A 21,831-nucleotide genomic window follows, 5' to 3' on the forward strand; every position below is an offset into this window, starting at 1 on the left:
TAGCTATGCTGGGGGCCCTTTTCATCTTTTCAGCGTCCAACGGGGACATGGCGGTACAGCGCAGATCGTGCCATCTTCATTCATGGATACACACTATTCGGATGCCATTTGCCTGCCATTGGAATGACATCGTTTTAAGGATCATTGCATGACCCAACGACACGTAATCAACGCCTCGGTCAGCCCGAAAGGCAGCCTGGAAACCCTTTCTCAACGTGAAGTGCAGCAACTGAGCGAAGCCGGATCCGGCAGCATCTACACCCTCTTCCGCCAGTGCGCCCTGGCCATCCTCAACACCGGCGCGCATGTCGACAACGCCAAGACCATCCTCGAAGCCTACAAGGACTTCGAAATCCGCATTCACCAGCAGGATCGCGGCGTGCGCCTCGAACTGCTGAACGCCCCGGCAGACGCGTTCGTCGACGGCGAAATGATTGCCAGCACCCGCGAGATGCTGTTCAGCGCCCTGCGTGACATCGTCTACACTGAAAACGAACTCGACAGCCAACGCATCGACCTCAGCACCTCGCAAGGCATCAGCGACTACGTGTTCCATCTGCTGCGCAACGCGCGCACCTTGCGCCCGGGTGTCGAGCCGAAAATCGTCGTGTGCTGGGGCGGTCACTCGATCAACACCGAGGAATACAAATACACCAAGAAAGTCGGCCACGAACTGGGCCTGCGCAGCCTCGACATCTGCACCGGTTGCGGCCCCGGCGTGATGAAAGGCCCGATGAAGGGCGCGACCATCGCCCATGCCAAGCAGCGTATCCACGGTGGGCGCTACCTCGGCCTGACCGAACCGGGGATCATCGCCGCTGAAGCGCCGAACCCGATCGTCAATGAGCTGGTGATCCTGCCGGACATCGAAAAACGTCTGGAAGCGTTCGTGCGTGTCGGCCACGGCATCATCATCTTCCCGGGCGGCGCCGGCACCGCCGAAGAGTTCCTGTACCTGCTGGGCATTCTGATGCACCCGGACAACGCCGGCCTGCCGTTCCCGGTGATCCTGACCGGGCCGAAACATGCCGCGCCGTATCTGGAGCAACTCGATGCGTTCGTCACCGCCACCCTCGGCGATGCGGCGAAGCAGCACTACGAGATCATCATCGACGACCCGGCCGAAGTCGCGCGGCAGATGACTGCCGGCCTCAAAGCGGTGAAGCAGTTCCGCCGCGAGCGCAACGACGCGTTCCACTTCAACTGGCTGCTGAAGATCGACGAAAGCTTCCAGCGTCCGTTCGATCCGACCCACGAGAACATGGCCAACCTCAAGCTGCACCGCGACCAGCCGCCCCATGAACTGGCCGCCAACCTGCGCCGCGCGTTCTCCGGGATCGTCGCCGGCAACGTCAAGGACAAGGGCATCCGCTTGATCGAGGAACACGGGCCGTACCAGATCCGTGGTGACGCAGCGATCATGCAACCGCTCGATGCGCTGCTCAAAGCCTTCGTCGCCCAGCACCGGATGAAACTGCCGGGCGGCGCGGCGTATGTGCCGTGCTATCGCGTGGTGGCGTAACTCTTCCGGCCGCCCAATGTGTGAGCGGGCCTGCCCGCGAAAGCGGTGTGTCAGGCAACATTGATGTTGACTGACACGGCCTCTTCGCGAGCAAGCTCGCTCCCACAGGATCTGTTGCGTGGCGCACAGGTTATTTACAAGCAGAGTCACTTGTGGGAGCGAGCTTGCTCGCGAAAGACAAGCATCACGTTATCCCGCCAATCGCACCGCCAACGCCTTGGCCTGCAACGCCACATCCGTCACTGCCGTACTTTCCCACCACATTCCGCGTAGCGGTGGGCCCATGGCGAACAGACGGCTGGCGACTTGCCCCTCGGCGTCCAGCACCGCGCCGTCCACCGCTGCGGTAATCCCCAACGCCAACGGCCCCGGACGCACCAGCCCACGCACCAGCAACTGCTGCGGCAACGGTCGCGCCACGCGCCTCCAGTCGTACTCGATGCCACTGGAATTGATCAGCGCTGCGCCGTGTACCACGCGAGTCTCAGACTCACCGCGTGGCCGAATGCGAATGCTGACACCATTTTGCGTACTCGGCTCAAGCCCCTTGAACGACGCTGCCTGAATCCGCAACCGTCCCGCGTTGTGCAAGCGCTCAACCAACGCCGCACTCAACGGTGGCGAACGGTGGTGATGACTCTCCCACCATGGCCGCACATGGCGTACGAATTGTCTTCGCTGCACGTCAGTCGCCTGACTCCAGAGCCGGCCGATATTCGCTCGCACGGTGTCCAGCGGCGCCTGCCAGTCGATGCCTTGGGCAATGGCGTCACGGCAATGCCTGCGCAGTTCGTGCAGCAACTGTCGCGGCGTGCGAATGCCCGGATCTTGCGCAAGGAAATCCACCCACGCCGGCGGTTGTCGACGCACATGGGGCAATAGTCCATGGCGGGAAAACACTTCGATCGGCCCGCGATGCCCGGCCTGCTCCAGCGAAACCACGGCATCGACCATGGTCAGCCCGGAGCCGATAATCAGCACGGTTGACTGCGGATCGAGCTGGCGCATGGCCGCGACGTCCCACGGATCAAGCGCAGCGGCATTCAGGCCGCTGGAATCATTCTGTGGCGTGCGCGCGGCGGGGAACATGCCCGTGGCGAGCACGGCACAGGCGCCGTTCAGGTGCTGCCCATCGTTCAAGGTCAGTTGCACCGAATCAGCATCGGTTTGCAGATCGACGACTTCGGCGCGAACGTGCTCGACGGTCGAACCGTGTCGCGCACCAACGACTCGCGCCTCGGCCAGGCGCTGCTGCACATACACGCCAAACAGCCCGCGCGGCGGGAACAGTTCACTGATCGGTACGTTCTGCTCGGCAGACTCCGGCCAGCCACCAGCGGCAATGTGCGCAGTCAGCCATTGGGTCAAGTCATCAGGGTTGTCCGGGTCGACACTCATGCGCGCCGCATTGCCGTTGAGCGTGTGGCCCAGTTCGACGGCGCTGTAGGCTTCGCCACGGCCGAGTTCGGCGCGCGGTTCGATGATCAGGATCCGCCGCTGGCCGGGCAGTCGCAACAATTGCACGGCCAGCATCGTGCCGCTGAGGCCACCGCCGATGATCAGGATGTCTGCGCTCTGGGCCATTCAAATCACCACATTGCGCACAAAGCGCACCGCGACGGATCCGTCGTTGCGATAGCCGTGCGGCTGGTTGCTGGCGAACATGAAAAACTCGCCAGTCGCAATGGTATTGGTCACTTCACCCACCGTTAACGTCAGGCAACCTTCGAACACATAGATCTGTTCACTCCAGCCATCGGCGTCGGGTTGCGACGGGTAGACCTCGCCCGGTTGCAGGCACCATTCCCACTGTTCGACTTCACGGGTGGCGGTGGCCTTGGACAGCAGCACCGCTTTGCTCCCGGGAATCACCCCGGCCCACGCCACTTCGTTGATGCGACTGGTATCGCGCGCGTCGGGGGCCTGGATCAGGTCACTGAAGGCCACATCGAGCGCTTCGGCGACGCGGTCGAGGGTGGTCAGGCTGACATTCTTTTCCCCGGCCTCGATCGCCACCAGCATGCGCCGACTGACCCCGGACTTTTCGGCTAGCGCGGTCTGGCTCATGTCAGCAGCGTGGCGCAGGCGCCGAACGTTGTGGCTGACGTGTTGCAGGACGGACGCCCGTTGGCTGGAATCTTTGTGCACTATATTGCTCACTCGGTGGGGTTGGGCAGTATACTGCGCAACGTTGGGCGCATTGTGCGTCCTGCCTTTTATAGTGCGCAAGGTCATGACGTCAGTGAACAGCTCCCCCACCCCTCTTCGCTTCTCCCGCTTCAGCAAGGCCGAGTGCGTGCTGGTGCTGATCACCATGGTCTGGGGCGGTACGTTCCTGCTGGTGCAACACGCCATGACCGTCAGCGGCCCGATGTTCTTCGTCGGCCTGCGCTTTGCCGCTGCGGCCGCCATTGTCGCGCTGTTTTCCTGGCGCCACTTGCGCAACCTGACCCTGTTCGAACTCAAAGCCGGCACCTTCATCGGCGTGGCGATCATGCTCGGTTACGGCCTGCAAACCGTTGGCCTGCAAACGATCCCGAGCAGCCAGTCGGCATTCATCACCGCGTTGTACGTGCCCTTCGTGCCGTTGCTGCAATGGCTGGTGCTGGGCCGTCGGCCGGGGCTGATGCCGAGCATTGGCATCATGCTGGCGTTTACCGGTCTGATGCTGTTGTCCGGGCCGTCCGGGGCTGCGCTGAATTTCAGCCCCGGCGAAATCGCCACGCTGATCAGCGCCATCGCGATTGCCGCCGAGATCATTCTGATCAGCACCTATGCCGGCCAGGTCGATGTTCGCCGGGTGACCGTGGTGCAACTGGCAGCGACCTCGGTGCTGTCGTTTCTGCTGGTGGTGCCGACCGGTGAGGCACTTCCGGATTTTTCCTGGACGCTGCTGGTGACCGCACTAGGACTCGGCGCGGCGAGTGCGGCGATTCAGGTGGCGATGAACTGGGCGCAGAAAAGCGTTTCGCCGACCCGGGCAACGTTGATCTATGCCGGTGAGCCGGTGTGGGCCGGGATCGTCGGGCGGATCGCCGGGGAGCGCTTGCCGGCGATTGCCTTGGTGGGTGCAGGGTTGATTGTCGCGGCGGTGATTGTCAGTGAGTTGAAGACCAAGGGTAAGGTTGACGAAGCAGTTGAAGGTGCCTTGGAGAACGACAGCGGTAATTGAAAGCGAAGATCAAAAGATCGCAGCCTGCGGCAGCTCCTACACGGAATGCATATCCCTGTAGGAGCTGCCGCAGGCTGCGATCTTTTTCCCCTTGAAACAAAGCCAAACCAATTTTTTCAGACTACTTTGTAGGATTCTGAGACATCCTGGCGTTTGGTAATCAGGGAGCTGGCACGTATGATGCTTCACAAACTTCCGCAGATTAGAAGCCTATGTCCCTGATAGTTCTACTGCTTCTGCCATTCATTGGCAGCTGTCTGGCAGCGGTGCTGCCACACAATGCGCGTAATACCGAATCCCTGTTGGCAGGTCTGGTCGCTCTGATCGGCACCGTGCAGGTCGCGCTGTTGTACCCGCAAATCGCCCACGGCGGCGTGATCCGCGAAGAATTCATGTGGCTGCCCAGCCTCGGTTTGAACTTCGTCCTGCGCATGGACGGTTTCGCCTGGCTGTTCTCGCTGCTGGTGCTGGGCATCGGCGCCCTCGTCTCTTTATATGCGCGTTATTACATGTCGCCGGACGACCCGGTGCCGCGCTTCTTCGCCTTCTTCCTGGCGTTCATGGGCGCCATGCTCGGCCTGGTGATCTCCGGCAACCTGATCCAGATCGTGTTCTTCTGGGAGCTGACCAGCCTCTTCTCGTTCCTGCTGATCGGCTACTGGCACCACCGCTCCGATGCCCGGCGTGGCGCCTATATGGCGCTGATGGTCACCGGCGCCGGGGGACTATGCCTGCTGGCGGGGGTCATGATTCTCGGCCATGTCGTCGGCAGCTATGACCTGGACAAGGTCCTGGCCGCCGGCGATCAGATTCGCGCACATGCCCTCTACCCCATCCTGCTTCCCCTCATCCTTATCGGCGCCCTCAGCAAAAGCGCTCAGTTCCCTTTCCACTTCTGGCTGCCGCACGCCATGGCGGCGCCCACCCCGGTTTCGGCTTATCTGCACTCGGCGACCATGGTCAAGGCCGGGGTATTTCTGCTCGCACGCCTGTGGCCGTCGCTGTCCGGCAGTGAAGAATGGTTCTACATCGTCAGCGGCGCCGGCGCGTGTACGCTGTTGCTCGGCGCGTATTGCGCGATGTTCCAGAACGACCTCAAGGGGCTGCTGGCCTATTCGACCATCAGCCATCTGGGCCTGATCACCTTGCTGCTGGGCCTGAACAGCCCGCTGGCGGCAGTCGCGGCGGTGTTCCACATTCTCAACCACGCGACCTTCAAGGCGTCGCTGTTCATGGCCGCCGGGATCATTGACCACGAGAGCGGCACCCGAGACATCCGCAAGCTCAGCGGCCTGATCAAACTGATTCCGTTCACCGCGACCCTGGCGATGGTTGCCAGCGCATCGATGGCCGGCGTACCGCTGCTCAACGGCTTCCTGTCGAAAGAAATGTTCTTCGCCGAAACCGTGTTCATCAATGCCACCGCGTGGGTCGAAGCGGCGCTGCCGATTGTCGCAACCATCGCCGGCACCTTCAGCGTCGCCTACTCGCTGCGCTTTACCGTCGACGTATTCTTCGGCCCGACCGCCACCGACCTGCCGCACACCCCGCACGAACCGCCGCGCTGGATGCGTGCGCCGGTCGAGCTGCTGGTGTTCACCTGCCTGATCGTCGGGATTTTCCCGGCGCAAGTGGTCGGTCCGCTGCTCGCGGCCGCCGCTCTGCCGGTAGTGGGTGGAACGCTGCCCGAGTACAGCCTGGCCATCTGGCACGGTCTGAATGCGCCGATGATCATGAGTCTGATCGCCATGTCCGGCGGCATCGTGGTTTATCTGTTGCTGCGCAATCAGCTCAAGCGTGGCCGCTTCAAATACCCGCCGCTGGTAGGTCGCTTCAACGGCAAGCGGCTGTTCGAGCGCAGTCTGGTGCTGATGATGCGCATGGCCCGCCGGGTAGAACGTCGACTCGGCACCCGCCGCCTGCAGATGCAACTGTTCCTGATGGTATTGGCGGCAGTGCTCGCCGGCCTGATCCCGATGCTGCACAGCCAGCTGAGCTGGGGCGACCGGCCGAAGATTCCGGGCTCCATCGTGTTCGTCACCCTGTGGCTGCTGGCAATCGCCTGCGCCCTCGGCGCCGCATGGCAAGCCAAGTATCACCGTCTCGCCGCCCTGACCATGGTCAGCGTCTGCGGCCTGATGACCTGTGTGACCTTCGTCTGGTTCTCGGCGCCGGATCTGGCCCTGACGCAACTGGCGGTGGAAGTGGTGACCACGGTGCTGATCCTGCTCGGCCTGCGCTGGTTGCCGCGACGCATCGAAGAAGTCTCGCCACTGCCGTCGAGCCTGCGCAAGGCCCGGGTGCGGCGCCTGCGCGACTTGCTGTTGTCGATTGCGGTCGGCGCCGGCATGGCGCTGCTGTCCTACGCGATGCTGACGCGGCAGACGCCCAACGACATTTCCTCGTTCTACCTCAGCCGGGCCATGCCCGAGGGCGGTGGCAGCAACGTGGTCAACGTGATGCTGGTGGACTTCCGTGGTTTCGACACCCTGGGTGAAATCACCGTGCTGGTGGCCGTGGCGCTGACCGTGTTCGCCCTGCTCCGGCGTTTCCGCCCGCCGAAAGAAAGCCTGCAACTGCCGGCCCAGCAACGCCTGCTCGCGCCGGACGTGGTCACCGATCTGGTCAACCCGCGCAGCGCCAGCGATACCGCGCTCGGCTTCATGATGGTGCCGGCGGTGCTGGTGCGCCTGCTGCTGCCGATTGCGCTGGTGGTGTCGTGCTATCTGTTCATGCGCGGCCACAACCAGCCGGGCGGCGGTTTCGTTGCCGGGCTGGTGATGTCGGTGGCGTTCATCCTGCAATACATGGTCGCCGGGACGCAGTGGGTCGAGGCGCAAATGAGCCTGCGACCGTTGCGCTGGATGGGCACCGGCCTGCTGTTCGCCACCGCCACCGGTCTCGGGGCGATGGCGGTCGGTTATCCGTTCCTGACCACCCACACCTGGCATTTCGCCTTGCCGCTGCTGGGCGACATCCATATCGCCAGCGCGCTGTTCTTTGACATCGGCGTGTACGCCGTGGTCGTGGGCTCGACGCTGCTGATCCTCACCGCTCTCGCCCACCAATCGGTGCGTGGTCACAAAACCGCGTCGCTGCCCAAGTCCGTCGCCAGCAAAGGAGCCGTCTGATGGAAGAAGTCATCGCAATCGCCATCGGCGTCCTCGCCGCGTCCGGCGTGTGGCTGGTGCTACGGCCACGGACGTTCCAGGTGGTCATGGGCCTGTGCCTGTTGTCCTACGCGGTCAACCTGTTCATCTTCAGCATGGGCAGCCTGTTCATCGGTAAAGAGCCGGTGATCAAGGACGGCGTGACCCAGGACCTGCTGCACTACACCGATCCGCTGCCACAGGCACTGGTGCTGACCGCAATCGTCATCAGCTTTGCCATGACCGCCCTGTTCCTGGTGGTGTTGCTGGCATCGCGGGGCCTGACCGGCACTGACCACGTCGACGGCCGGGAGCCCAAGGAATGATGGCGATGACTCACCTGATCGCCGCACCGATCCTGCTGCCGCTGCTGACCGCCGCCGTGATGTTGATGCTGGGCGAGAAACACCGGCCGCTGAAGGCGAAAATCAACCTGTTCTCCAGCCTCGTCGGCCTGTTCATTTCGGTGATGCTGCTGCAATGGACGCAAACCACCGGCGTGCCCGGCTCCATTGGCGTGTACCTGCCGGGCAACTGGCAGGCGCCGTTCGGCATCGTGCTGGTGGTCGATCGCCTGTCGGCATTGATGCTGGTACTGACCGGGATCATCGGCGTCAGCGCCCTGCTGTTCGCCATGGCGCGCTGGGATGGCGCGGGCTCGAGCTTCCACGCGTTGTTCCAGATTCAGCTGATGGGCCTGTACGGCGCGTTCCTCACCGCCGACCTGTTCAACCTGTTCGTGTTCTTCGAAGTGCTGCTCGCGGCCTCTTATGGCCTGTTGCTGCACGGCTCGGGCCGGGCGCGGGTATCGTCGGGCCTGCATTACATCTCGATCAACCTGCTGGCCTCGTCGCTGTTTCTGATCGGCGCGGCGCTGATCTACGGCGTCACCGGCACCCTGAACATGGCCGATCTGGCGCTGAAGATCCCGCTGGTGCCGGAAGCCGACCGTGGCTTGCTGCATGCTGGCGCGGGGATTCTTGCGGTGGCGTTTTTGGCCAAGGCCGGCATGTGGCCGCTGAACTTCTGGCTGGTGCCGGCCTACTCCTCGGCCAGCGCACCGGTCGCGGCGATGTTCGCGATCATGACCAAGGTCGGCGTCTACACCCTGCTGCGCCTGTGGACGCTGCTGTTCTCCGGCCAGGCCGGGGCATCGGCGTTCTTCGGTGGTGACTGGCTGATCTACGGCGGCATGGCGACCATCGCCTGCGCCGCGCTGGCGATTCTGGCTGCGCAACGCCTGGAGCGCATGGCCAGCCTGAGCATTCTGGTGTCGGCGGGGATTCTGCTGTCGGCGGTGGGTTTCGCCCAGCCGAACCTGATCGGCGCGGCGCTGTTCTATCTGGTCAGCTCGACGCTGGCCCTGAGTGCGCTGTTCCTGCTGGCGGAGTTGATCGAGCGGTCGCGTTCGGCCAACGAAATCCCGCTGGAGGATGAAAGCGAACTGCTGCCGCGTCCGCAGGAATCCCTGCAACCGCCCAAGGGCATCAACCTCGATGACGAGCAGAAAGCCGTGGTCGGTCAGGTCATTCCGTGGACCATGGCGTTTCTCGGCCTGAGCTTCATTGCCTGCGCACTGCTGATCATCGGCATGCCGCCGCTGTCCGGGTTCATCGGCAAACTCAGTCTGATCGGTGCGCTGCTCAATCCACTGGGGCTGGGCGATGAAGCGCCGATTTCCAACGCGTCCTGGGCGTTGCTGGCGCTGCTGATCCTCTCCGGGCTGGCCTCTCTGATGGCGTTCGCGCGCATGGGTGTCCAGCGTTTCTGGACGCCGGAAGAGCGCCCTTCACCGCTGCTGCGCAAACTCGAATGTGCGCCGGTTTTCCTGTTGCTGGGGCTGAGCATCGCGCTGACCTTCAAGGCCGAACCGCTGCTGCGCTATACCCAGGCCACCGCCGACGCGCTGAACAACCCGCAGCAATACGTGATGGCCGTGCTCGGCACCCGCGCCGTTCCCAGCCCTGAAGCCAAAGCCGCGATGCTGGAGGTGCAGCCATGAAGCGCGTGTTCCCGGCTCCGCTGCTGTCACTGGCATTATGGGTTTTGTGGCTGACACTCAACCTCTCTGTCAGCCCGGGCAACCTGCTGCTCGGCGCGATACTCGGGTTCGCCGCACCGTTGATGATGCGCAAGCTGCGCCCGAAACAGGTGCGCATTCGCCGCCCGCTGACAATTTTGCGCCTGTTCGTGATGGTCGGTCGTGACGTGATCCTCTCCAACCTGATCGTCGCCTGGGGCGTGCTCAACGCGGGTCGCCGACCGCCACGCTCGCGCTTCGTCAAAGTGCCGCTGGACCTGCGCGACGCCAACGGTCTGGCCGCGCTGGCGATGATCTGCACCGTGGTGCCGGGCACCGTGTGGTCGGAGCTGGCGCTGGATCGCAGCATTCTGCTGCTGCACGTCTGGGATCTGGATGACGAGGCGCACTTCATCCACCACTTCAAGACTGCCTACGAGCAGCCGTTGATGGAGATTTTCGAATGAGCCCGCTGCTATCGAACGCGATTCTGCTGACGCTGTTCCTGTTCTCGCTGGCAATGGTTCTGACCTTGATCCGCCTGTTCAAGGGGCCGTCGGCACAGGATCGGGTACTCGCGCTGGATTACCTGTACATCGTCGCCATGCTGATGATGCTGACGCTGGGCATTCGTTATTCCAGTGACACTTACTTCGAGGCAGCGCTGCTGATCGCGCTGTTCGGCTTCGTCGGTTCATTTGCCCTGGCGAAATTCCTGCTGCGTGGCGAGGTGATCGAATGACTGCGCAATTGTCGTTGTGGGTCGAGATTCCGGTGGCCATTCTACTGGTGCTCAGCGGAGTGTTTGCGCTGCTTGGCGCGGCCGGCTTGCTGCGTATGAAGGATTACTTCCAGCGCATGCATCCACCGGCGCTGGCCTCTACGCTGGGCGCATGGTGCGTGGCGCTGGCGTCGATCATCTGCTTTTCGGCACTCAAGTCCGGGCCGGTGATGCATGCCTGGCTGATTCCGATCCTGCTGGCGATTACTGTGCCGGTGACCACGTTGCTGCTGGCGCGCGCAGCGTTGTTCCGCAAGCGCATGGCCGGGGATGATGTGCCGGCTGAGGTGAGCAGCCGCAGGACCGAGAGTGGTAGTTAATTCGGCGGTGTCTGGACAGGCCTCTTCGCGGGCAAGCCCGCTCCCACAGGTTTTTGGATGGAGTCCATTACTTGTGAACACCCACAATCACTGTGGGAGCGGGCTTGCCCGCGAAGAGGCCGGTACTGCCAACACATGAACCGGGTCAGACCCAAGCCACCGCCAGCAACCCCGCCCCCAACAACAGACACAGCGGTGAATACACCCAGGTATCCAGCCGCGCAAATCGCGACCCCTTCACTTCCTTGAAAAATCCCACCAGATGCGAATCGCCGATCGCCCGGGCAAACATCAGTAACGCAATCGCACTGATCACCCACTGCAGCGCCTTGTGATGCACCGGCGGCATGCCCCAGCCGACCCGCATGCACACCAGCGCGGCGATCACCAATAACGCTGCCGCCACCAACAGCGTGATCCAGCCAGACGGTTTGAAGGCCGGTCGCACCGTCGCCACCAGCCCTCGCACCGGCACTTGCGGTACCGCCGCCACCGCCGCCCATTGCCCACCCAGCGCCCAGTACACGTGTACCAGGGCGATTGCCGCAAATATCGTCACCAGCCATTGAGCCAACACAAAGGTCATGGTCGAGAATCCTTTCGAGGGATTTGAACAAAACATCCTAGTCGGCATTTTTTGAAGTGCACGACCGATCAGCGGTACGGTAAAGTGCCGCCCCATGAAATTCACCCGTTCCGATCGCTCACTGCTGGCCTGGATGCTCTATTGCTGCGTCCTGTTCAACGTGTTCGCCTGCAGCATCGGTCACGGACAAATGGTCGGGATGCAGCTCAACGGCATCGGCGGCCAGTTCTGTACGGTCGATCCGGCCACTCAAGCGCCGCAGAGCAGCAATCCCAGCGAAGAACCATTGCCGACCCTGTCCAAGGCGTTTGGCTGCCCGCTGTGCTCGGTCGGCGGCGGCATGGGCCCGGCGTTCAACTCCAGCCTGACCCTCGCGGTTCTGCCCGAGCACCACAGCCCGCCGCTGGCGCCCATCGTCAGCGCCGACCTCCCTGCCCGCTTCACCTGGCCTTCGGCCAACCCTCGCGCCCCGCCGCTCGCCTGAGTGTCTTTGCCTTTTTGATTGTTCAGCCCACTGCGCCAACGCGCGGCGTTTGCCTGTGCGCTGACTCCTAGACAAGCATTCAGGATTCAACGATGAAACATATTCCTCTACTGGCGAACCTGTGCGGCTGCCTGTCCCTTAACGCCTGGGCGCAATCCACCGTGGATCTGGCGCCGATCACCATCGACGGCGAATCCACCAGCGAACCGGGCCTGAGCCTCGATCAATCCAGCGGCATGGCTTCGCGTCTCGGCTTGAGCGTGCGCGACACATCTGCGTCAGTGGCCGTCGCCAACCGCAACGACATCGAACGCCACGGCGCGCAGAACTTTCAGGACGCCGCCAACACGCTGCCGGGGGTCAATGCCAGCGCACCGCCAGGCTTTGGCGGATTCGTCTCCTATCGCGGTTTCACCAGCAGCCAGATCACCCAGATGTTCAACGGCATCAACGTCTCCGGCGGCCTCGCCCGGCCGGTGGATGCGTGGATCTATGATCGAGTCGAACTGGTGGGCGGCCCGTCGTCGCTGATCAACGGTGCAGGCTCGGTCGGTGGCTCGTTGAACTACGTGACCAGACTGGCAACCCGCGAAGAACAAGCGGTCGAAGGCCGCGTCAGCTACGGCAGCTATGACACCACCGAAACCGCGTTCGGCCTCAACCATGCGCTGACCGAACCGAACGCCGACGTGCAGCACTACGCGCGCCTCGATGTCAGCCACAACACCAGCAACGGCTACATTGATCGCCAGGAACGCGATGCCTGGAGCGTGGCGTTTTCGTTGCTCAGCGACCTTACGCCGGATCTGTCGCACACGCTGGCCTTGGAATATCAAGACGAACACGAAGACAGCCCGTACTGGGGCACGCCGGTGCTCAACCCCAAGGCTGGCGAGTTGAAGATCGACAAACACAACCGCTTCAACAACTACAACGTCGAGGACGGGCGCTACGAACAGCGCACGATCTGGGTGCGCTCGATCATCGATTACCGGATCAACGACAGCACCACCCTGCGCAACACGCTGTATCACCTCGACAGCCAGCGCGACTACCGCAACCTCGAGACCTATCAGTACAACGCTGACAACACGGCGGTGAACCGCTCCACCGCGTATCAAGTGCGGCATCAGGGTGAGCAGAACGGCAACCAGTTCGAACTGCGCCACGACAACAGGTTTTTCGGTATCGACACGACGTGGTCCGGTGGTTTCGAGTACAAGGTCAACCAGACCACCAACTCGCCGCTGAATATCAAAGGCGCGAGCACCGTCGATCCGAACAACTACCGCCCGGGGCATTTCTACGATATTCCCGGCACCAACCCGGCGCTGATCAGCGACAAGACCAACGAAGTCACGACCAAAGCGCTATTCGCGGAAAACCGTCTGGCCCTGACCGACAAGCTGGCGCTGCTCACCGGCCTGCGCTACGACGACATCGACCTCGACGTGACCAACCATCGCACGGTGACAGCGACCAATCCCAAGCACCTCAAACGGAGTTGGGAGCCGGTCACCGGGCGCGTCGGCCTGACCTACCAGTTCATCCCGTCGGCCAACGTCTACGTGCAATACAGCACCGCCGCCGAACAACCGAACGGCACGCAGGACTTCGATGTTTCAACCGGTAAACAGTGGGAAATCGGCAGCAAGTTCGACTACCTCAATGGCCGTGGCTCGGCGACAGTTGCCGCCTACACCATCGAGCGCAAGGACTTCGCCGTGACTGACCCGCTGGACCCGACCAGCAGTATTCCGGTCGGTCAGCAAACCTCGAAAGGCATCGAGATCGCCAGCTCCTTGCGGATCACCGACAAGCTGTTGGCCGAAGGCAACTTCGCCTGGGTCGATGCGCAGTACGATGACTTCACCGAAAAGAACGCCGCCGGCGCGGTGGTTTCACGCAAGGGCAACACGCCAACCAACGTCCCGGACCGGGTCGGCAATCTGTGGCTGACTTATGATTTTTCGCCGCAATGGCAAGGTGGGGTCGATGCGCGGTATGTGGCGTCGGTGTATGCGGACACGGCGAACACCATGACCGTGCCGTCGTACACGCTGTTCGGCAGCTTCCTCAGCTACAAGGTCGACTCGCACACCACCGTTACCGGTCGGGTGCGCAACCTGACCAACGAGGTGTACGCCGAGTTTGCGCATGTATCACCGGCTTACTATCTGGGTACGCCGCGCACCTTTGAATTGGCGGTGCAGACCAGGTTCTGAACTTAACCCGATGCCTTGTAGGAGCTGCCGCAGGCTCGGGCCGCGATCGGACGATCTTTTGACTTTGATTTTAAGATCAAGATCAAAAGATCGCAGCCTGCGGCAGCTCCTACAGAGAGCGATTACAAACTGGCGGAGACCTTCTCCGCCACATCCTTCGGCAGCCACGCCTGCCACACCTCTGGATGCGCCTTCATGAACGCTTCTGCCGCCAGGCGCGGCGCAGTGTGTTTCTCGCTCATATCGGCCAACGCCTTGTTCAATGGCTCGATCGGGAAATCCACCTTGCTGAAGAACGCCGCGATCTGCGGATACTGCTTCTGGAACGGCGTAGACACGCCAATCGACAGCTTCGATGCCAGCGAACGGGTCGGTTTCGGATTGGGGTTATCGGCATCGGTCAGGGTCTTCCACGCCTCGGCATCGAACGGTGGCTCTTCCAGCTGCACCAGTTTGAATTTGCCCAGCAATGGCGTCGGCGACCAGTAATAGAACAGCACCGGTTTGCCCCGGCGGATCGAAGAACTGATCTCGGCATCCAGCGCCGCACCCGACCCGCTGCGGAAGTTGGTGTAGTCATCCTGCAGGCCATAAGCGGTCAGCTTCTGCTTGTTCACCACTTCCGAGGTCCAGCCAATCGGGCTGTTGAGAAAACGGCCCTTGCTCGGGTTTTCCGGGTCCTTGAACACGTCCTTGTATTGCTTCAGGTCACTGACGCTGCGCAGATTTGGCGCCAGCGGCTTGATACCCTTGGCCGGGTCACCCTTGATCACGTACTCCGGCACCCACCAGCCTTCCGTAGCGCCCTTGACCGTATCACCGAGACTGGCGACCTTGCCCTCCGCCTCGGCCTTGACCCACACCGGACTGCGTCCGGCCCACTCCTCGCCAATGACCTGAATGTCATTGTTGGCCAGCGCCGTTTCCAGGGTGATGGTGGTGCCCGGCAGCGTATCCGTCGGCAAGCCGTAACCTTTCTCGACGATGATCCGCAGGACATCGGTGATCAGGCTGCCGCTTTCCCAGTTCAGGTCGGCAAAATGGATGGGCGTTTGCGCCGCCGTCACCGGTTGTGCCGATGTCAGTACACCAAACGTGACCATGCTGGCGGCCAGTAGCCGTCGAAATCCTTTCATGCTTTTGCACCTCGTGCTGTTCACAGCAATAGCAGGATGGCCTGGCAGAAGACCGCAAGCCTCTGAATACTCAGTCAACTGACTGTAGCCGAGGTTCCTGCTTTTTCCGGGACCCTATCCCGACGAGGTTACGTTTCAGACTTTTCCTGCAAGCTTTGCAGCTCGCGTCTGACCATGCTGGCGTATTCCGCAGGCCGCAAGGTGTAGATCTGCGCAGCCACCCAGTTCAGCCACGCGCCTTGCATTCCGGCTTTGGCGTTGAACAGCCGCAAAGCCTCTTCACGTGCTCGGTCGAGGTGCCGGGAATGGAAGTCAGCGCGATTCAAATCGCCAGTCACTCGCTGGCCTTGAACGTGACCAGCTCGCCCTTGCGCCACTTCGCGGCTTTGCCGGTGACCGCTTTCAGGGTTTTGGTCAGGCCTTCCTGCAATTGCTGATGCGCGGCAAACACCGTCACCACGCTGTGGCCTTCCTTGAACAGGATCGCGTGACCCTCCGCTGTCTCGACAAAGGCATAATCGCCCAGGCCGTACACCGTCAGTTTGATTTCGCGAAAGCGGATGTCCATCTTGCCGCCTTCACGGCTGGGCAGCACCGCCGCGCTGAAATGATCGCCGACCTTGAGCTTGAGCCCCGGTTTGTCATCGACCACCAATGCACTTTCGGTGTCGATCTCGGCCACGTAAATACCTTCGGCGTTCTGTTCGGTGATGTAAACAAAACGCGATTGAAACAGCTTGACCAGCTTTGCACGCAAATCACCCAACACGAACAAAGCATGCATATCGAGATTACTGACTGCCAAAGAAACATCCCCACATCTGAAAAGTACCCTGCGCCAAAACGCGCACGGCAAAAAAAACGGCCAGGCCGATGCTGTTACCGAACGACTTCAACACACCTGAAACAAGCAGAACGCTCATTCATCAAGGGTTCGCAAGACTACTGGAAAGTCAGGCGAGAAACTTGCCTCGACGTTCGCCAAACCTTGAAGGAAAAATCTTCAATGAGGCGCAACGAAGAGGAACTACAAACTTTAGGGAAAAAACTGACGAAAAAAAGCCCTTTTCCGACATATCGCCGGTAAAAAATTGCTTTAGATAGGCACCTGTCGCCAACAGACACTGGCGATTCTAGAGCAGCGATGCTCCTTCCGACTACCCGAACCGACCTGTAACCGTCGGCTATCTCATGAAAAGGACTTCATATGTGCACTCTGACTCACTTTGCCCAGCCTTCCAACCTTGGCATTGACTCGCCGTTCGTGCTGCGAGGTACCGATTTGGCTGAACTGGCGGAGCACGGACCAGGCAATCACAGACCTCGATTTCAGGTAGTTCCGGCGGGCAACGCGTTCTTTCATATCAAAGAATCATCCACCGGTCGTGTAAGAGGTTTCCGCGAAGATCATAACGAAGCATGCGCCCTTGCCCGCTCGCTTGAATCACGAATCGAACTCTTGTCCAACGGCCGCCTCAGATAAAGAGCGAGCGACAGCGCCATTCCGGCCAACGCAAAAGGAGTAAACGATGGAACTGCCAGCCTATGATCTGAAAACCCTGTTCGACCAACTGGGCCTGCCTTCGGAAAACGAGGCAATCGACGATTTCATCGAAGCGCATCCGCTGGACGCCAACACCAAGTTGATTGATGCCGAGTTCTGGACGCCGCAACAGGCGCAACTTCTGAAAGAGTGGTTGCGCGCCGACGGCGAAGAAGCGGTGATGGTCGATGAGTTGAACGTACGCCTGCACGACGGACGTTAATAAATGTCAGTGCAGGCTGTCGCCAGGCTCGGCCATCAGTTGCGCGAGCCAGGCAGCCTTGCACTCCTCCGCCTCGTCGCGACTGGCGAACGCAGTGCCGCGCCGCTCACCGTTGAGCAGCACCACCCAGCAGACACTCTGGCCCATCGCGCGCAATCCGGCGGGCACACCACTGCCAATCATCACCGCGACATCGACTCTGCACATATTGACCTCTCGATTTCATTAGCTACCTAACTAATAGCCATGTTAATGACTTCGTCGCAGAGGAAACAGCAACGCCCGTGCACAGATTCATTGCGCCAGCGGTAACAATCGATCAGCGCGGACTCTCCGGTTTATAGCCCAGGCGCAGACCACCCCAATGCCGGCCCTTGACCATGATCGGCACCGACAGGTCATGCATCAACTCGCCGGTATCGCGGGTGTAAGTCTGCAGTAGCACCGCTTGCTGATGACTGCCGCAGCGAATCCCGGTGCGGTCAGCGAACTTGCGCTTGGTGCGGTTGCCCACCGCGTCGACCTGCGCGTCACCGGTCAACGGCTGACTGAACGCCAGGTTGTGCGTCGGCACATAGCCCTGTTGCGTGCAGGCGATGGCGAACACCAACCCCTCATGACGCGGCAGCAACGGCTCCTGAATCGCCGGCAGCACCTGATCGGTGTAGCGGTCGAACCGGGTCTGAAACTTCGGCGGTTGCGTTCCGGGAATCGGCTGATATTGACGGTCGAACAAATCCTCAAGGCTGATCCGCCCCTGCTCGACATCCGCCTCGAACCGCGCAGCAATCTGACTCGCGCCCTCACGCGCCAGGTCATAGACGCGCTGGTGATAGTCATCCAGACCAACTTCGGCCAGGCGCTCGCTGATGGTTTCCGCCTGGCCTTCCATCTGCACGGCGGCCTCGGCCAGGCGCCGGGTCTGCTGATCGCTGATCGCCAGATCGCTGCGCATTTGTTCGATGGCCTTGAACAGGCTGTCGAGCTGCTCGCGATTGGTTTCCGCACCCCGGGCGATTTCGCCGACCTGACCTTCCACCCCGGCGGCCAACCGGGCGATGTTTTCCAGATGCTGACCGGTGTTCTCGACCTGCTCGACGCCGGTCTGCAGATCGCTGGACAGCTCGCGGATCTGCTCCACCACTTGCGCGGTGCGCTGCTGAATGTCGGCGACCATCTCGCCGACCTCGCCCGTCGCCGACGCCGTGCGCGCCGCCAGACCGCGTACCTCATCCGCCACCACCGCAAAACCCCGGCCATGCTCGCCGGCCCGCGCCGCTTCAATCGCCGCATTCAGCGCCAGCAGATTGGTCTGGCTGGCGATGGACTGAATCACCAGCGTCACCCGTTGAATGTCGTCGCTGCGCAGGCTCAAGGCTTCGATCAACTCACGGCTGGCGTTGGCGCGTTGACTGAGTTGATGCATGCGCGCAATCGAATCCACCAGTTCGGTGCGCCCCGCCGCGCTGCTGTGATGCGCTTCACTGGCGGCGTCCAGCGCTTCACGGCTGAGCTGCGAGGTGGCGTGTTCGGTGGCGATCATCACTTCGGCGTTGCTGACAATCTGCGCCGCCGCGTCGAGTTGCGATTCCAGTTTGCTCGCCAGTTGCTTGACGGAAAACGCCACACCGGCGGCTGACAGCGCGTTATGACTGGTGGTGTAGGAAAGGTCGCGAGTGAGTTCGGAAATCGCGCTGCCGGCATCGACAGGGGCAACATCGGGGATGGCACGCGAGCGCAGGCGCGGCAGCCAGACAATCAGCACCGCCAGCGGCAGGCCGATGTACAGCGACCCTCCACCCAGCGTCATGCCGGCAAGCAACAGCATCAGGGCGATGCTTTGCAGGGTCGGAGCGATCCAGCGGTTTTTCGGCAACAGCACTGGTGCGGGCAAAGCCCCAACCAGAGATCCATCTCTCGTCATATCAACACCCCACGCGTGTTCTCATTGTTGTGACTGCATTAAACGCCACTAGAACGCCATTATCCATGGTCCGTTAGTCGTGGAGTCTGCAGCAGGTCAATGGAACGGTGCGCAAGATATCGCAGACGAGCAAAAGCAAAGATCGCAGCCCCGTCAGCTCGTGTAGGAGCTGCCGAAGGCTGCGATCTTTTGCAGGCGCCCCCGATTCAGGGGGCAACCATGGAATCAGGCCTGACGCTGGTGCTTGTCGATCTGCTCGTGACGCTCTTGAGCTTCGATGCAGTATTTGGTGGTCGGGCTGATCAGCAGGCGTTTCAGGCCGATGGCCTCGCCGCTGTCGTCGCACCAGCCAAAACTGTCTTCCTTGATGCGCTCAAGGGCTTGTTCCAGTTGCGGCAGCATGCGCTGGTCGCGATCGATCGCGTTCACCAGCCAGGTGCGCTCTTCTTCAACCGAAGCCGCGTCCGCCGGGTCGGCCGGAGTGTCCAGGCTTTCGATGGCGATACGGTTTTGCTCAATGCGCTCATGGGTTTCGACTTTCATGTTCTGCAACAGCTCAGTGAAGAAAGCGTGTTGCTCGGCATTCATGTAGTCATCTGCCGGCATGGCCAGCAACTTGTCCTTTGTCATTGATATCTCTATAAAAAAACGTGCATTAAGGCGAAATAGGGAGCGTTCCGGCGAACCGTGTCCGGTCGACGAAAAGGCATCGTTTATTGCAAACGCCACCCGGCACTCAATTTACGAAGGGGCGGCAGTCTAAGGCCCGTTTGAGGCCTCAGCAACTGTAAATACCGGGAATTTGTCCGACAAGCCCCGTAAACAGCTCTGACACAGGCGTCATGGCGGTCATCGGAGTGCGTTTATAGCAAGAAATTCAGTCCAACGGCTGTATATAGAAGACAAACGGCTAACCGAGCGGCAGTTGGTCGCATTTTTTTCAGCCATGCCGCCCGCGCGGTGCATCGTTTCAGCTGCGCAGACGCCGGAAATCTCCCCTGCCAACTCCCCGCACCCCGCCTATCATCAGGCACACCGTAAATAACTGTGGCGAGGGAGCTTGCTCCCGCTGGGTCGCGAAGCGGCCCCCAACTTTGGGCCTGCTGCGCAGTCCAGCGGGAGCGAGCTCCCTCGCCACAGTGTGATTTGATCAGCCTGAAGGAAGACTTATGCCCCGCCCCGATCTGCCGGCCAACGACGAGCCTGCCCTCGCCAGCCCCCCGATCAATGCCGAGCGTCTGCTGCAACTGATCACCGACGAATACGACACCCTGCCGCGCCAACTCAAACGCATCGCCAGCTACATGAGCCAGCAAAGCGAGCGGATCATGGTCGATCGCATCAGCGACATCGCCCGCGAATGCGAGGTGCATCCCTCCGCCATCGTGCGTTTCTCGCAGCGCTTCGGCTTCAGTGGCTTCAGCGAAATGCAGGCGCTGTTCCGCACCGCCTACACCCACAAAGCCTCGCCGGTGCACAACTACCAGCAGCGCATCCGCAGCATGATCGCCAACCAGTCGCAGCAGGCCAGCGACGGCGACCTCGCCCGCGAATGCATCGACGCCACCCGCTCCGGCATCGAACGCCTGGGCCGCGAACTCGATGACATCGCCTTCGAAAAAGCCGTCGATCTGATCGTCAACGCCGACAACATCTATGTGGTCGGCGTGCGCCGCTCCTTCGCCGTCGCCGACTACCTCGTTTACAACTTGCAACACACTCACAAGCGGATTCACCTGGTTTCCGGGCTGGGCGGCAGTTATCGCGAACAGATGCGCAGCGTGCGTAGCGGTGATTTGGTCATCGCCATCAGCTTCACCCCGTATGCCAAGGAAACCCAACACTGCCTGCGCTACGCCCGCCAGCAACAGGCCAACACCCTGATCCTCACCGACAGCCACCTCTCGCCATTGGCCAAAAACGCCAACAGCCTGCTGCTGGTGAATGAGGGCAGCGCACTGGCGTTCCGTTCACTGAGTGCGACCTTGTGTTTGTGTCAGGCGTTGTTCGTGGCGGTGGCGTATCGGCTGGAATTGAATGTGGATGAGATTCACGAGCAGGCCGGGTTTGACGACTGACATTTGCCTCAGGCTCGGCTAGGTTATGCCTTCCCACCGGTTCGACTTGAAGGAACGCGTCATGAAACTGATCGGCATGCTGGACTCCCCCTACGTGCGCCGCGTGGCGATCTCCGCCAAACGCCTGGGCATCGACCTCGAACATGAATCGGTCTCGGTGTTCCGCCACTTCGAGCAATTCCAGCAGATCAACCCGGTGGTCAAGGCACCCACGCTGATCCTCGACGACGGCGTGGTGCTGATGGACTCCACCCTCATCCTCGACTACCTCGAAGCCGCCAGCGGCAAAAGCCTGTTGCCGAGCGACCTCAAACAACGCGCCCACGCCCTGCGCCTGATCGGCCTCAGCCTCGCCGCCTGTGAAAAAGCCGTGCAACTCTACTACGAACGCAACCTGCGCCCGGCCGACATTCAATACCAGCCGTGGGTCGAACGCGTCGAAGGCCAACTCGCCGCCGCCTTCACCGCCCTCGAACAGGAACTGGAAAAAACCGGCCTGCCCACCGACGGCACCCTGACCCAGGCTGGCATCAGTCTCGCCGTCGCCTGGAGCTTCACCGGCCTCGTCGTCCCCGACCAGATCGACACCCGCCGCTACCCGCACATCGCCCAATACACCGCGTACGCCGAAACCCTCGAAGCGTTCGTCAGCACCCCGATGACCTGAC

At 61.4% G+C, this 21,831-nt stretch carries 23 protein-coding genes; 14 read left to right on the forward strand and 9 right to left on the reverse strand.

Annotated elements, in window-relative coordinates:
• Positions 1-148: 148 nt before the first annotated feature.
• Entirely contained in the window at positions 149-1,522 is a 1,374-nt protein-coding gene (ppnN, locus tag KVQ82_RS18285; RefSeq protein ID WP_222015057.1) for a nucleotide 5'-monophosphate nucleosidase PpnN, read from the forward strand.
• 189 nt (positions 1,523-1,711) lie between these two features.
• On the opposite strand, the gene KVQ82_RS18290 is transcribed toward ppnN, so the two are convergent.
• Together KVQ82_RS18290 and KVQ82_RS18295 are read right to left on the reverse strand one after the other, a co-directional pair.
• Entirely contained in the window at positions 1,712-3,106 is a 1,395-nt protein-coding gene (locus KVQ82_RS18290; RefSeq protein ID WP_222015060.1) for an FAD/NAD(P)-binding protein, read from the reverse strand.
• Positions 3,107-3,670, reverse strand: a complete 564-nt coding sequence (locus KVQ82_RS18295; protein ID WP_041062862.1) for a helix-turn-helix domain-containing protein — start codon at positions 3,668-3,670, stop codon at positions 3,107-3,109. It abuts the gene before it with no gap.
• An 85-nt stretch (positions 3,671-3,755) separates the two neighbouring features.
• Here KVQ82_RS18295 and KVQ82_RS18300 point away from each other — a divergent pair, with 85 nt between their 5' ends.
• The 7 genes from KVQ82_RS18300 to KVQ82_RS18330 all read left to right on the forward strand — a co-directional run bounded on the left by KVQ82_RS18300 (position 3,756) and on the right by KVQ82_RS18330 (position 10,964).
• A complete protein-coding gene (locus KVQ82_RS18300) occupies positions 3,756-4,694 on the forward strand; it encodes a DMT family transporter (RefSeq protein WP_086790876.1) in 939 nt (312 codons plus the stop codon).
• Between the two features lie 212 nt (positions 4,695-4,906).
• On the forward strand, positions 4,907-7,825 hold the full coding sequence (locus tag KVQ82_RS18305; protein WP_047294961.1) for a monovalent cation/H+ antiporter subunit A: 2,919 nt from the start codon (positions 4,907-4,909) through the stop codon (positions 7,823-7,825).
• On the forward strand, positions 7,825-8,169 hold the full coding sequence (locus KVQ82_RS18310) for a Na+/H+ antiporter subunit C (protein WP_003225953.1): 345 nt from the start codon (positions 7,825-7,827) through the stop codon (positions 8,167-8,169). Before KVQ82_RS18305 ends, KVQ82_RS18310 begins: the two co-directional genes overlap by 1 nt.
• Positions 8,166-9,845 (forward strand): monovalent cation/H+ antiporter subunit D, encoded by a 1,680-nt coding sequence (locus KVQ82_RS18315; protein WP_095666874.1) that lies wholly within the window; start codon positions 8,166-8,168, stop codon positions 9,843-9,845. Before KVQ82_RS18310 ends, KVQ82_RS18315 begins: the two co-directional genes overlap by 4 nt.
• On the forward strand, positions 9,842-10,330 hold the full coding sequence (locus KVQ82_RS18320) for a Na+/H+ antiporter subunit E (RefSeq protein ID WP_047294965.1): 489 nt from the start codon (positions 9,842-9,844) through the stop codon (positions 10,328-10,330). Before KVQ82_RS18315 ends, KVQ82_RS18320 begins: the two co-directional genes overlap by 4 nt.
• A complete protein-coding gene (locus KVQ82_RS18325; RefSeq protein ID WP_003225959.1) occupies positions 10,327-10,605 on the forward strand; it encodes a K+/H+ antiporter subunit F in 279 nt (92 codons plus the stop codon). The genes KVQ82_RS18320 and KVQ82_RS18325 overlap by 4 nt, the downstream gene beginning before the upstream one ends.
• Positions 10,602-10,964 carry a Na+/H+ antiporter subunit G gene (locus KVQ82_RS18330; RefSeq protein WP_047294967.1) on the forward strand — a complete coding sequence of 121 codons (363 nt, stop codon included), beginning with the start codon at positions 10,602-10,604 and terminating at the stop codon, positions 10,962-10,964. Before KVQ82_RS18325 ends, KVQ82_RS18330 begins: the two co-directional genes overlap by 4 nt.
• Before the next feature lie 145 nt (positions 10,965-11,109).
• Here the strand turns inward: KVQ82_RS18330 and KVQ82_RS18335 are convergent, their stop codons facing one another.
• Positions 11,110-11,550, reverse strand: a complete 441-nt coding sequence (locus KVQ82_RS18335; RefSeq protein WP_222015062.1) for a DUF3995 domain-containing protein — start codon at positions 11,548-11,550, stop codon at positions 11,110-11,112.
• A gap of 94 nt (positions 11,551-11,644) precedes the next feature.
• On the opposite strand from KVQ82_RS18335, the gene KVQ82_RS18340 reads away from it, so the two are divergent.
• Both KVQ82_RS18340 and KVQ82_RS18345 read left to right on the forward strand, forming a co-directional pair.
• Positions 11,645-12,034, forward strand: coding sequence for a DUF2946 domain-containing protein (locus KVQ82_RS18340; protein ID WP_222015064.1), 390 nt, complete (start codon positions 11,645-11,647; stop codon positions 12,032-12,034).
• Positions 12,035-12,126: 92 nt separating this feature from the next.
• Positions 12,127-14,259, forward strand: coding sequence for a TonB-dependent siderophore receptor (locus tag KVQ82_RS18345; RefSeq protein WP_222015065.1), 2,133 nt, complete (start codon positions 12,127-12,129; stop codon positions 14,257-14,259).
• 122 nt (positions 14,260-14,381) lie between these two features.
• Here the strand turns inward: KVQ82_RS18345 and KVQ82_RS18350 are convergent, their stop codons facing one another.
• From KVQ82_RS18350 to KVQ82_RS18360, 3 genes are all read right to left on the reverse strand, one after another.
• Positions 14,382-15,395, reverse strand: coding sequence for an ABC transporter substrate-binding protein (locus tag KVQ82_RS18350; protein WP_222015068.1), 1,014 nt, complete (start codon positions 15,393-15,395; stop codon positions 14,382-14,384).
• A 128-nt stretch (positions 15,396-15,523) separates the two neighbouring features.
• Positions 15,524-15,721: a hypothetical protein gene (locus KVQ82_RS18355; protein WP_108184379.1), complete on the reverse strand. Its 198-nt coding sequence runs from the start codon at positions 15,719-15,721 to the stop codon at positions 15,524-15,526.
• An 8-nt stretch (positions 15,722-15,729) separates the two neighbouring features.
• Positions 15,730-16,179 carry a hypothetical protein gene (locus KVQ82_RS18360; protein ID WP_222015070.1) on the reverse strand — a complete coding sequence of 150 codons (450 nt, stop codon included), beginning with the start codon at positions 16,177-16,179 and terminating at the stop codon, positions 15,730-15,732.
• A 423-nt stretch (positions 16,180-16,602) separates the two neighbouring features.
• Between KVQ82_RS18360 and KVQ82_RS31630 the strand changes: the two genes are divergently transcribed.
• A complete protein-coding gene (locus KVQ82_RS31630; protein ID WP_260687686.1) occupies positions 16,603-16,878 on the forward strand; it encodes a hypothetical protein in 276 nt (91 codons plus the stop codon).
• A 46-nt stretch (positions 16,879-16,924) separates the two neighbouring features.
• Positions 16,925-17,161, forward strand: a complete 237-nt coding sequence (locus KVQ82_RS18365) for a DUF2789 family protein (protein ID WP_041062897.1) — start codon at positions 16,925-16,927, stop codon at positions 17,159-17,161.
• Between the two features lie 6 nt (positions 17,162-17,167).
• Here KVQ82_RS18365 and KVQ82_RS18370 read toward each other — a convergent pair whose 3' ends face one another.
• The 3 genes from KVQ82_RS18370 to KVQ82_RS18380 all read right to left on the reverse strand — a co-directional run bounded on the left by KVQ82_RS18370 (position 17,168) and on the right by KVQ82_RS18380 (position 19,715).
• Positions 17,168-17,368: a hypothetical protein gene (locus KVQ82_RS18370; protein ID WP_007966907.1), complete on the reverse strand. Its 201-nt coding sequence runs from the start codon at positions 17,366-17,368 to the stop codon at positions 17,168-17,170.
• A gap of 112 nt (positions 17,369-17,480) precedes the next feature.
• Entirely contained in the window at positions 17,481-19,085 is a 1,605-nt protein-coding gene (locus tag KVQ82_RS18375; protein WP_222015071.1) for a methyl-accepting chemotaxis protein, read from the reverse strand.
• A 225-nt stretch (positions 19,086-19,310) separates the two neighbouring features.
• The gene (locus tag KVQ82_RS18380; protein WP_003225981.1) at positions 19,311-19,715 is read right to left on the reverse strand and encodes a TraR/DksA family transcriptional regulator; all 405 of its coding nucleotides are present in this window, start codon (positions 19,713-19,715) and stop codon (positions 19,311-19,313) included.
• A 539-nt stretch (positions 19,716-20,254) separates the two neighbouring features.
• Here KVQ82_RS18380 and KVQ82_RS18385 point away from each other — a divergent pair.
• Positions 20,255-21,163: a MurR/RpiR family transcriptional regulator gene (locus KVQ82_RS18385; protein WP_222015073.1), complete on the forward strand. Its 909-nt coding sequence runs from the start codon at positions 20,255-20,257 to the stop codon at positions 21,161-21,163.
• A gap of 61 nt (positions 21,164-21,224) precedes the next feature.
• Complete coding sequence (locus KVQ82_RS18390; protein WP_115985012.1) at positions 21,225-21,830, forward strand: glutathione S-transferase; 606 nt, start codon at positions 21,225-21,227, stop codon at positions 21,828-21,830.
• Position 21,831: the final 1 nt, after the last annotated feature.

The sequence above is a fragment of the Pseudomonas sp. AO-1 genome (genome assembly GCF_019775695.1).
GTDB classification, from domain to species: Bacteria; Pseudomonadota; Gammaproteobacteria; order Pseudomonadales; family Pseudomonadaceae; genus Aquipseudomonas; species Aquipseudomonas parakoreensis.